The 12,070-nt window shown below is 59.0% G+C and carries 7 protein-coding genes; 3 read left to right on the plus strand and 4 right to left on the minus strand.

Features of this window, described 5'->3' with window-relative positions; genetic code table 11:
• Positions 1-21 precede the first annotated feature (21 nt).
• Together pepB and sseB are read left to right on the plus strand one after the other, a co-directional pair.
• Entirely contained in the window at positions 22-1,308 is a 1,287-nt protein-coding gene (pepB, locus tag INF77_RS08780; RefSeq protein WP_069733424.1) for an aminopeptidase PepB, read from the plus strand.
• A gap of 96 nt (positions 1,309-1,404) precedes the next feature.
• Complete coding sequence (sseB, locus tag INF77_RS08785; protein ID WP_048960051.1) at positions 1,405-2,181, plus strand: enhanced serine sensitivity protein SseB; 777 nt, start codon at positions 1,405-1,407, stop codon at positions 2,179-2,181.
• A 17-nt stretch (positions 2,182-2,198) separates the two neighbouring features.
• Here the strand turns inward: sseB and INF77_RS08790 are convergent, their stop codons facing one another.
• The 4 genes from INF77_RS08790 to INF77_RS08805 form a co-directional block, all read right to left on the minus strand.
• Positions 2,199-2,969, minus strand: a complete 771-nt coding sequence (locus INF77_RS08790) for a MurR/RpiR family transcriptional regulator (RefSeq protein ID WP_028014071.1) — start codon at positions 2,967-2,969, stop codon at positions 2,199-2,201.
• Positions 2,969-3,814 carry a 3-mercaptopyruvate sulfurtransferase gene (sseA, locus tag INF77_RS08795; protein WP_048960053.1) on the minus strand — a complete coding sequence of 282 codons (846 nt, stop codon included), beginning with the start codon at positions 3,812-3,814 and terminating at the stop codon, positions 2,969-2,971. Before sseA ends, INF77_RS08790 begins: the two co-directional genes overlap by 1 nt.
• Before the next feature lie 90 nt (positions 3,815-3,904).
• Positions 3,905-5,272, minus strand: a complete 1,368-nt coding sequence (locus tag INF77_RS08800) for a 6-phospho-alpha-glucosidase (protein ID WP_193532632.1) — start codon at positions 5,270-5,272, stop codon at positions 3,905-3,907.
• Positions 5,273-5,284: 12 nt separating this feature from the next.
• Positions 5,285-6,829: a PTS transporter subunit EIIC gene (locus INF77_RS08805; RefSeq protein WP_193532633.1), complete on the minus strand. Its 1,545-nt coding sequence runs from the start codon at positions 6,827-6,829 to the stop codon at positions 5,285-5,287.
• Between the two features lie 287 nt (positions 6,830-7,116).
• Between INF77_RS08805 and INF77_RS08810 the strand changes: the two genes are divergently transcribed.
• A complete protein-coding gene (locus INF77_RS08810; protein ID WP_193532634.1) occupies positions 7,117-12,069 on the plus strand; it encodes an alpha-2-macroglobulin in 4,953 nt (1,650 codons plus the stop codon).
• The last annotated feature ends 1 nt before the right edge of the window (position 12,070 follow it).

The following is a 12,070-nucleotide window of genomic DNA, read 5'->3' on the forward strand; positions in this document are numbered from 1 at the left end:
TTGCTAATAAGGATAAATAAAATGACCGAAGCGATGAAGATTACGCTCTCTACGCAGCCCGCCGACGCGCGCTGGGGCGAGAAAGCCAGCTACAGCATCAACAACGACGGTATCACCCTGCACCTGACGGGCAAAGATGATTTAGGTCTGATCCAGCGCGCCGCGCGTAAAATTGACGGCCTGGGCATTAAGCATGTCTCGCTGGAAGGCGAAGGTTGGGATACTGACCGCAGCTGGGCGTTCTGGGCGGGCTACAAAGGCCCGAAAGGCACCCGTAAAATTGAGTGGGCGAACCTCGACGAAGCCGGTCAGAAAGAGCTGGAAAGCCGCCTGAAAATTATCGACTGGGTGCGCGACACCATCAACGCCCCGGCGGAGGAGTTAGGCCCTGAGCAACTGGCGCAGCGTGCGGTTGACCTGCTGTGCGGCGTGGCGGGGGATAAGATGTCCTACCGCATCACCAAAGGTGAAGATCTCCGCGAGCAGAACTACATGGGCATTCATACCGTGGGCCGCGGCTCCGAACGTCCTCCGGTCCTGCTGGCGCTGGATTACAACCCAACCGGCGATAAAGACGCGCCTGTCTTTGCCTGCCTGGTCGGTAAAGGTATCACCTTCGACACCGGCGGCTACAGCCTGAAGCAGAGCGCGTTCATGGATTCCATGAAGTCCGACATGGGCGGCGCGGCAACCATCACCGGCGCGCTGGCATTCGCCATCACCCGCGGTCTTAACAAGCGCGTGAAGCTCTACCTGTGCTGCGCGGACAACATGGTGAGCGGCAACGCCTTCAAGCTGGGCGACATCATTCGCTACCGCAACGGTAAAAATGTCGAAGTGATGAACACCGATGCCGAAGGCCGTCTGGTGCTGGCCGATGGCCTGATCGACGCCTCTGCCCAGAAGCCAGAGCTGATTATCGACATGGCGACCCTGACCGGCGCGGCGAAAACCGCCCTGGGCAACGACTACCACGCGCTGTTCAGCTTTGACGACAAGCTGGCCGCTCGCCTGCTGGCAAGCGCGGCTGCGGAAAACGAACCGTTCTGGCGTCTGCCGCTGGCCGAGTTCCACCGCAGCCAGCTGCCGTCTAACTTTGCCGAGCTGAATAACACCGCGAGCGCGGCGTACCCGGCGGGGGCAAGTACCGCAGCAGGCTTCCTGTCGCACTTCGTTGAGAACTATCACGAAGGCTGGCTGCACATCGACTGCTCCGCAACCTACCGTAAAGCGGCAGTTGAGCAGTGGTCCGCGGGGGCGACCGGTCTGGGCGTGCGTACCGTGGCGAACCTGCTGACGGCTGAGTGATCTTTTTTGCCCGGCGGCGCTGCGCTTGCACGGGCCTGTGGTTTTGTAGGCCGGGTAAGCAAAGCGCCACCCGGCGTTTATTGAAGTAGCCAAACTATGTCAGATACCAAAAACGAATTAGAAACCCTGCTGGAACAGGCGGCGACCGAGCCCGCCCATCGTCCGGCATTTTTCCGCACGCTACTGGAATCCACCGTCTGGGTGCCGGGCACCGCGGCGGAAGGTGAGCAGGTAGTGGAAGACAGCGCGCTGGATCTGCTGCACTGGGAGAAAGATGACGGCACGTCGGTGATCCCGTTCTTCACTTCATTGGAAGCGTTGCAGGAAGCGGTAGAAGATGAACAGGCGTTCGTGGTAATGCCGGTGCGCACGCTGTTCGAAATGACGCTGGGCCAGACGCTGTTCCTTAACGCTAAGCTGCCAACCGGGAAAGAGTTCACCCCGCGTGAGATCAGCCACCTGATTGGTGAAGAGGGTAACCCGCTTAGCACCCAGGAGGTGCTGGAAGGGGGCGAAACGCTGCTGCTGTCTGAGGTGGCCGAGCCGCCTGCGCAGATGATCGATTCGCTGACGACGCTGTTCAAAACGCTCAAGCCCGTCAGGCGCGCGTTCCTCTGCTCTATCAAAGAGAGCGCTAACGAAAAGCCTGTTCTGCTGATTGGGATTGAAGCCGACGGCGATATCGACGACATCATTCAGGCGGCGGGAAGCGTGGCCACCGACACGCTGCCGGGCGATGAGCCGATCGATATCTGTCAGGTGACGAAAGGTGAGAAGGGCATCAGCCACTTCATCACCGAGCATATCACGCCGTTCTACGAGCGTCGCTGGGGCGGCTTCCTGCGCGATCTCAAGACCAACCGCATCATCTGATTACGGCGGGGTGAATGTCACCCCGTTGCCTCCAGCAGCAGTAAATCCATCAGCAGCACCAGATTCGACTCAAACGACGTCACGCCCGCGGCTTCGGCGGCGAAGTGCACCGCTTCGTCATACAGTGCAAAGTGCACGTCCGCCATGCCCGCCAGCGTATTGGCCGAGGCGCGGGTAAAGGCGACGACCGTCATGCCGACGTTTTTGGCAATCCGCGCCTTATCCAGCACCTGTTCCGTTTCGCCGCTGCGGGAGACGGCAATAAATACCTGATAACGCGCGGCGTTGCTGAGAAAAATGTTTCGGCTGTCCCCCGGCCCGGAGATGAACGCCGTTTTGCCCAGCACCTGCAGCTTCTTGGTCAGGTATTCGGCAAAGAGATAGGAAAACCCGGCCCCGTAGAGGAAAAAGCTTTCTTTCTGCCGCAGCAGGTCGGCGAACTGCTGGCGCTTCTCCTGCGTGATCCACTGGAAGGTGTGCTGATAGTTAGCGATAAACTGATTAAACAGCGCCGGGAGCTCAGGAAGAGATTGCGCCTGAGCGGCAATATGCGGCGTGTCGGAGAGCAGCTGCTTGCAGTGCCAGATAAACTCGCTAAAGCCGCTAAACCCTAGCTTCTGACACAGCCGCATAATGGTGGCGGTAGAAACAAACGTCGCCTGCGCCAGCTCGCGCACCGTAATGTTGCCCACCAGCAGCGGATGCTCCGTCAGGTGGGCGAGGACGCGATACTCCGCGCGGGTCAGGGACGCCCCGCGCGTTAACAGCGTGGCCAGGCGGTTATCCATTATTTCGCCGGTTCAACTGGCAGATCGTCACGCGCCCCCCATTCGCTCCAGGCGCCGTCGTAGAGCGTAACGTCGTTGACGCCGAGGGTGGCGAGCGCCAGGATCACCACGCAGGCCGTCACGCCGGAGCCGCAGCTGGCAATAATCGGGCGATGTAAATCCACGCCCGCGCGGTCAAAAATGGCACGCAGCTCGTCGGTAGTTTTCAGCTCGCCCTCAAACACCAGGTCGCCCCACGGCACGTTCAGCGCACCTGGAATATGGCCTCGTCTCAGCCCCGGACGTGGTTCATCCGCTTCAGCGTTAAAGCGTGGTGCAGGGCGCGCATCGACGATTTGCGCCGTCTTTTCATGGCTCGCGACCAGTACGTCGGTCAGGCGCTTCACCACGTTAGCGTCGAACGTCGCGTCGAACTCGCCTTCCGGCAGCGTCACGTCGCCCTGCTGGAGCGGCAGCTCGCCACGCTTCCAGCCCGCCAGACCGCCCGCCAGAATCGAGACTTTTTCCACGCCAAACTGTTTCAGCATCCACCATGCGCGCGGCGCGGAGAACAGATTGCCTTCATCGTAAACAACAAGATGTTTGTCTTTGCTGACGCCCAGCTCGCGCATCGCCACGGAAAACGCTTCCGGGCGCGGCAGCATGTGCGGCAGGGGTGATGTATGATCGGAGAGGGCTTCGATATCAAAAAATACCGCGCCAGGCAGATGCCCGGCGCGGTATTCACCGGGAACGTCACGATGCTCTTGCCCCGGCGGGGCCATACGCGCGTCAATAATCTGGACTTCCGGATCGTCGCCGTGCTCAATCAGCCAGTCGGCGGCGACAAAATATGAGGTGGACATGGGTTGCCTCCATTCTTTTCCGTAAAAAAGGATTGTCGGTGTTTTTTCTGACACCGACAAGCAAACCACGTTCAACTCGCGAGCAAGCCCCTATTTTTTCACCGTTTCGCCGTCCTGCCAGGCTTTTTGCAGCGCAGGCCAGTAGTCGCGGTTGGCTTCTATCATCTCATCCAGAATCGCTTTTGCGTGCTCCATGGTGGGCACGGTGCGGTTGAGGGTGAACGCCTGAAGCGCTTTCTCATAGCTGCCTTCGATGGTCGCCTCTACCAGCAGTTGTTCAGATGCCAGCTGCTGTTGCAGCAGGGTCTGGTGGAACAGCGGTACCAGCCCCACGCGCACAGGCTCCGGCCCTTCGGAGGTGATGTAGGCGGGTACTTCCACCACCGCATCGTATGGCAGATTAGTAATCGCCCCGCGGTTCTCCACCATTACCAGATGGCGTTGGCGCAGGTTAAAGGCCAGCGAGCAGGCGACATCGACGATAAACTCGCCGTGAACGCCCACGTGGAAGGCATCCGGTAAAATCCCGGTGCGCTTGTACTCTTCAGCAGCAGCAAAAAGTTTTTTCTCACGCCCGTTCATCACTTCATTGGCGCGGGTATAGTCGGGGTTCTGTTGCTCCACAATCTGGTTCGGCATCAGGTAGTACTGCAGGTACGGGTTCGGCAGGTACTCCGGGAAGTTATCCATAATCGGCTTGATGTTGCGCCAGGTTTTAACCCACGAAGGATCCGAGTGCTGCGGATCGGTTTTTGCGGCATCTTCCGTCAGCAGGCCAAACTTCGCGATATGTTTACGCAGCTCCGGTAATTTGTCCTCGCCGTCCACCAGCACGCGGGTAAACCAGCCGAAGTGGTTCAGGCCAAAGTAGTCCACCTCCAGTTTGCGACGATCGACACCCAGAATGGCCCCCATATTACGCATCGCCGCGACCGGCATATCGCAGATGTTCAGCACGCGAGCATTTGGTCGCAGGCGTCGCACGCCCTCCGCGACGATCGCCGCCGGGTTGGAGTAGTTCACGATCCAGGCTTTCGCATGCGCGTAGCGATCCACCAGATCGATAAGCTCGACCATCGGCAGGATCGTGCGCAGTCCGTAGGCCAGCCCGCCGGGGCCGCAGGTCTCCTGGCCGACCACGCCGTGACGCAGCGGGATCTTCTCATCCTGCTCACGCATTTTGTACTGGCCGACGCGCATCTGGGCGAAAACGAAATGCGCGCCGCTGAAGGCCACTTCCGGGTCACTGGTGACGGTAAATTTGATGCTCTGACTGTGGTCGCGAATCACTTTCTCAACCACCGGCGCAATGGTGTTCTGACGCGCCTCGTCGATGTCATAGAGGCGGATTTCGGCCAGCGGGAAATCCTGCAGGCGCACCATCAGGCTTTTCACAATACCCGGCGTGTAAGTGCTGCCGCCGCCGGCAATCGACAGAATGAATGGGGGTGTAAACATCTTTAGCTCCTTTCAGAGAAACGTCTCAACGGCTTCTCGCATTTTTTTGACGTGCAGCCCGTAGACCACCTGAACGTTGTTACCTTGTTTGATAACCCCTTTCGCGCCGGTCGCCTTCAGGCGCGGCTCGTCGATGATGGCAACATCCTTCACCGTGACGCGTAAGCGGGTGTAGCAGTTATCCACAACCTCAATATTTTCCCGGCCGCCCAGGCCCACCACGATGGACTCGCCCAGCCCGTCGTTATTGCCTTTCGCCTGGTACTCCTGCTTGCTGTAGAGGCGTGTCTCCTGATCTTCATCCTCACGGCCCGGCGTTTTCATGTTGAAACGCAGGATCAGGAAGCGGAACACCACGAAGTAGAGGGCAAACATGATCAGCCCAACCACGATGTACATCGGCCAGTTGGATTTCTCGGTGCCGAGCGGCAGGTTGTAGAGAATGAAATCGATAATCCCGTTGGCACCGATGGCATGAACGCCCAGCAGCGAGAACAGCATCATGCCAATACCGGTCAGGACCGCATGCACCACGAACAGTAGCGGGGCGACGAACAGGAAGGAGAATTCAATCGGTTCGGTCACGCCGACCAGCAGCGAGGTTAGCGCCGCCGGGATCAGAATGGCTTTCGCAACGGCTTTACGCTCCGGCTTCGCGGTCATGTACATCGCCAGCGCCGCGGCGGGCAGGCCGAACATCTTGCTGATGCCGCGCGCGTCCCACACTACCGTGCTGCTGAGCTGCTTCACGTCCGGGCAGGCCATCTCGGCGAAGTAGATATTGCGCGCCCCCTGATAAGCCGTGCCGCACACCTCCTGCGTGCCCCCCAGTTCGGTATACAGGAACGGCGTATAAACCAGATGGTGCAGGCCGGTCGGCACCAGAATGCGCTCAAGGAAACCGTAGATCGCCACCCCGAACGGGCCAGAGCCTTTAATTGCCAGCGCCAGGGTGCTAATGCCGTGCTGGGCAAACGGCCAGAGTTCGCTCATTACCACGCCGAGCAGCATAGAGACGGGCAACATGACAATGGCGACAAAACAGTGGCCGGAGTAAATCGCCATCGCGCCGTTAAACTGTACGACGGAGTATTTGTTGTACAGATAACCGGAGAGTGCCCCGGTCAGGATCCCGGCGAAAACGCCCATCTCCAGCACCTGGACGCCCAGCACCATGCTTTGCCCGGCGGCTTTCATCTGCTCAGCAGGGGCCAGCTCGCCCTGCAGCTGCAGCGTCACGTTCATGGCGTTGATAAACACCACGAAAGTCACCAGCCCAATCAGCGCCGCGTAGCCTTTATCGCGCGTCGCCAGACCAGTCGGGATCCCGACGGCAAACACCAGCGCCAGGTTGACCAGCACCGACACGGCAGATTTGGCGATCAGCTGGCCGATACTCTGGATAAGCGGATGACCAAGGAACGGCAGGTATTCGGCCAGGTTACCGTTGCCCAGCACATTGCCAAAGGCGATAAACAGACCGACAATCGGTAAGATAAGTACCGGTCCGTATAATGATTTTCCGAAATTTTGTAGGGCGTTCACGGCTCGTTTCATGGCTTTCTCTCTTTTTGAACCGCGCACTCGGGGTGCGTCATGGTCATAAAACTAGCAGGCTCTGAGCGAACATATCCAGCTATCTTCTTGTTTTAAAAACAAATGACGTAAAAGGTAACATGTGACGTTATGCGCTGTGATCGCGGTTCCATCCCGGTGTAGCGGCGTGATGCCATTCTGCGAGGCGCTTTCCAGATTCTTAAATTGGACTTTTTGTATTAACGAAACTTGCGGATAATACTTATCCGGACGACGACCAACAGGCCCCCTCAGGCCAGGGACACAGGATGAAACCGTTTCGCTTAGCCGCGATCTCTCTCGCGCTGCTCACCACCTTTACGCTTGTCGGCTGTGATAACAGCGACGATAAACCTCAGGCTGCGGCTCCCGCAGCATCCACCGCATCAACACCGAAAGCCGCGGAAAAGCCCGACGCTGAAAAGCTGGCTAAAATGGCCGCCCAGAGTCAGGGAAAAGCGCTGACTCTGCTTGATGCGTCTGAAGTGCAACTGGACGGCGCCGCTACGCTGGTGCTGACCTTCTCTGTCCCGCTGGATCCGGAACAGGATTTCGCGAAAACAGTGCATGTTGTGGATAAGAAAAGCGGCAAAGTTGACGGGGCGTGGGAACTTGCGCCTAACCTGAAAGAGCTTCGCCTGCGCCATCTGGAGCCTAACCGAAACCTGGTTATCACCGTGGATCGTGGGCTGGTGGCGCTGAACAAAGCGACTTTTGGCATTGATTATGAAAAAGCTCTGACCACGCGAGATATAGAGCCGACGGTCGGTTTTGCCAGCCGCGGCTCGCTGCTGCCGGGCAAGGTGGTGGAAGGGCTGCCGGTGATGGCGCTTAACGTCAACAATGTGGACGTCAATTTCTACCGCGTGAAACCGGAATCGCTGGCCTCGTTTGTCAGCCAGTGGGAGTACCGCAACTCGCTGACCAACTGGGAATCTGACAATCTGCTGAAGATGGCGGAACTGGTCTATACCGGTCGTTTTGACCTCAACCCGGCGCGCAACACGCGTGAAAAACTGCTCCTGCCGCTTAAAGATATCAAGCCGCTTCAGCAGTCCGGCGTTTATATCGCCGTCATGAACCAGGCAGGGCACTACAACTACAGCAATGCCGCAACGCTCTTTACCCTGAGCGATATCGGTTTGTCTGCTCACCGCTATCATAACCGGCTGGACATTTTCACCCAGAGCCTGGAAAACGGTGCGGCGCAGTCCGGCGTCACCGTCACGCTGCTGAATGACAAAGGTCAGACGCTCGCCGAAGCCAGCAGCGACGCCGACGGCCATGCGAAGCTTGAAACAGACAAAGAAGCCGCGCTGATCCTCGCCAGCAAAGACGGCCAGACAACGCTGCTCGATCTCAAGCTGCCAGCGCTCGACCTGGCAGAGTTCGACATCGCCGGTAGCCCCGGCTTCAGCAAGCAATTCTTTATGTTTGGCCCACGCGATCTTTATCGTCCGGGTGAAACGGTGATCCTTAACGGCCTGCTGCGCGACAGCGACGGAAAACCGCTTCCAGATCAGCCCGTGAAGCTTGACGTGCTGCGCCCGGACGGCCAGGTGGCACGCACGATCGTTGTTCAGCCTGAGAACGGCCTCTACCGCTTCAACTACCCGCTGGATAGCGGCGCGCAGACCGGCATGTGGCATATTCGCGCCAATACGGGCGATAACCAGCAGCGCCTGTGGGATTTCCACGTCGAAGATTTTATGCCCGAGCGTATGGCGCTCAATCTGACGGGACAAAAAGCACCGGTTTCCCCACAGGATGAGGTGGACTTCAACATCGTGGGCTATTACCTGTATGGCGCTCCGGCCAACGGCAATTCTCTTCAGGGCCAGCTTTTCCTGCGTCCGCTGCGTGAGGCCGTTGCTGCGCTGCCCGGCTTCCAGTTTGGTGATATTGCGGAAGAAAACCTGAGCCGCAGTCTGGATGAAGTGCAGCTTACGCTGGATGAGCAGGGGCACGGGCAGGTCACCATCGAAAGCCAGTGGAAAGAGGTACACTCTCCTCTGCAGCTGATCCTGCAGGCGAGCCTGCTGGAATCAGGCGGCCGTCCGGTGACGCGCCGCGCGGAGCAGGCTATCTGGCCGGCGGCGCAACTGCCGGGTATCCGTCCGCAGTTCGCCAGTAAGGCGGTCTACGACTACCGTACCGATACCACCGTCAACCAACCGATCGTCGACGAGAACGGCAACGCCAGCTTTGACATCGTCTATGCCGATGCCAGCGGCGCGAAAAAAGCGGTATCCGGCTTACAGGTACGCCTGATCCGTGAACGCCGTGACTATTTCTGGAACTGGTCCGAGAGCGAAGGCTGGCAGTCTCAGTTTGATCAAAAAGAGCTGATTGAGGGCGAGCAGGAGCTTAGCCTTAAGGCCGATGAAACCGGCAAAGTCACCTTCCCGGTGGAGTGGGGCTCATACCGTCTGGAAGTGAAAGCGCCTGATGATGTGGTCAGCAGCGTGCGCTTCTGGGCAGGTTACAGCTGGCAGGATAACAGCGACGGCACGGGTGCGGTGCGCCCTGACCGCGTGACCCTGAAACTGGATAAACCGGCCTATCAGCCAGGCGATACCATCCAGCTGCACATAGCAGCGCCAGCCGCAGGCAAGGGCTATGCGATGATCGAGTCCAGCGAAGGGCCGCTGTGGTGGAAAGAGATCGACGTACCGGCAAACGGGCTCGATCTTTCCATTCCGGTGGATAAAGCCTGGAAACGTCACGATCTCTATCTCAGTACGCTGGTGGTGCGTCCTGGCGATAAATCCAAATCCGCCACGCCGAAGCGCGCGGTTGGTCTGCTGCATCTGCCGATGGGCGACGAAAATCGCCGCCTGAACATTGCGCTGGATAACCCGCAGAAAATGCGTCCAAACCAGACGCTCTCTGTGAAAGTGAAAGCCAGCGTAAAAGAGGGGGCGGTTCCGCAGAAAGTGAACGTGCTGGTCTCGGCGGTGGACAGCGGCGTGCTGAACATTACCGATTACGTTACGCCAGATCCATGGCAGGCCTTCTTCGGCCAGAAGCGTTACGGCGCCGATATCTATGATATCTACGGCCAGGTCATTGAAGGGCAGGGCCGCATGGCCGCGCTGCGTTTCGGTGGTGACGGCGATGAACTCAAGCGCGGCGGTAAACCGCCGGTGAACCACGTCACCATTATTGCCCAGCAGGCTCAGCCGGTTACGCTGGATGCCAACGGAGAAGGCACCGTTACGCTGCCGATTGGTGATTTCAACGGCGAACTGCGTCTGATGGCGCAGGCGTGGACGGAAGATGATTTCGGCAGCAGCGAAAGCAAGGTTGTGGTGGCCGCGCCGGTTATTACCGAGCTTAATACTCCGCGCTTCCTGGCAAGTGGAGATACCTCACGGCTGACGTTGGATCTCACTAACCTGACCGACAAACCGCAATCGCTGAACGTCGCTCTGAGCGCGACAGGAAAAGTGTCGCTGGAAGGTGCACAGCCGCAGCCGGTTCAGTTGCCGCCGGGCGCGCGCAGTACCCTGTTTATTCCGGTGCGTGCGCTGGAGGGTTATGGCGACGGTGAGGTGACGGCGCAGGTTACCGGCCTGGAGCTTCCGGGCGAAACCTTTGCCCCGCAGCAGAAGAGCTGGAAAATTGGCGTACGTCCGGCATTCCCGGCGCAGACGGTCAATACCGGTGCCATGCTGAACCCCGGCGAGTCCTGGAACGCACCGGCGCAGCACAGCAACGGTTTCTCTCCTGCCACCCTGCAGGGGCAACTGCTGCTGAGCGGCAAACCACCGCTCAACCTGGCGCGCTATATTCGTGAACTGCAGGCGTATCCGTATGGCTGCCTGGAGCAGACCACCAGCGGCCTGTTCCCGTCACTCTATACCAACGCCGCGCAGCTTACCGCGCTTGGTATAAAAGGAGATACCGATGACCAGCGCCGTGCTGCCATTGATATTGGGATCTCCCGTCTGCTGCAGATGCAGCGTGATGATGGCGGTTTTGCCTTGTGGGATAAAAATGGCCCTGAAGAGTACTGGCTGACCGCCTATGTGACTGACTTCCTGGTGCGCGCGGGCGAGCAGGGTTATAGCGTACCTGCCGATGCGGTGAACAACGCCAACAACCGTCTGCTGCGCTACCTGCAGGATCCGGGCATGATGTCTATCCGCTACAGCGACGACACCCAGGCCAGCAAATTTGCCGTGCAGGCGTATGCCTCGCTGGTGCTGGCGCGTCAGCAAAAAGCCCCGCTGGGCGCGCTGCGTGAAATCTGGGAGCGCCACGGGCAGGCGGCTTCCGGCCTGCCGCTGATGCAGCTGGGCATGGCGCTCAAACTGATGGGCGATGCGCCGCGCAGCCAGCAGGCGCTGGATCTGGCGCTCAAAACACCGCGTAACGACAGAAAAACATGGATGGCCGATTACGGCAGCCCGCTTCGCGATAACGCGCTGATGCTCTCCCTTCTGGAGGAGTATAAATTGCTGCCGGATGCGCAAAATACGCTGCTGAATGCTCTTTCTGAGCAGGCATTCAGCCAGCGCTGGCTATCCACCCAGGAGAGCAATGCGCTGTTCCTGGCCGGACGTTCGCTGCAAACCCTGTCAGGCGCATGGCAGGCGAAAACCACGTTGTCTGATACCGCATCAGGCGGCGATAAGGCGCAGGTACAAAACGTAAGCGGCGACCAGCTTGGTGCGCTTCAGGTAACCAATACCGGCACGGCACCGCTGTGGGTACGTCTGGACAGCACCGGCTATCCGGAATATGCGCCTCAGCCGAGTTCCAACGTGCTGCAGGTTGAACGTCATATCCTGGCAACCGATGGCAGCAGCAAATCGCTCTCTTCGCTGAAGAGCGGTGAACTGGTGCTGGTCTGGCTTGAAGTGAAAGCCAGCCAGAACGTTCCGGATGCGCTGGTTGTGGATCTCCTCCCTGCTGGTCTGGAGCTGGAAAACCAGAACCTGGCGAGCAGCAGCGCAAGCCTGCAGGACAGCGGCAGCGAAGTGCAGAACCTGCTCAGCCAGATGCAGCAGGCGGACATTCAGCACATGGAGTTCCGCGACGACCGTTTTGTGGCCGCCGTGCCGGTAAACAGAGGTCAGCCGGTTACGCTGGTTTATCTGGCCCGTGCCGTAACGCCGGGCACCTACCAGGTACCGGTTCCGATGGTGGAGTCTATGTACTTTCCGCAGTGGCGGGCAACGGGTGCGGCCAGCGGCCCGCTGATTGTTGTTCCGTGAT

Source organism: Enterobacter cloacae complex sp. P1B, from assembly GCF_014982345.1.
In the GTDB taxonomy this organism is placed as follows: domain Bacteria; phylum Pseudomonadota; class Gammaproteobacteria; order Enterobacterales; family Enterobacteriaceae; genus Enterobacter; species Enterobacter bugandensis.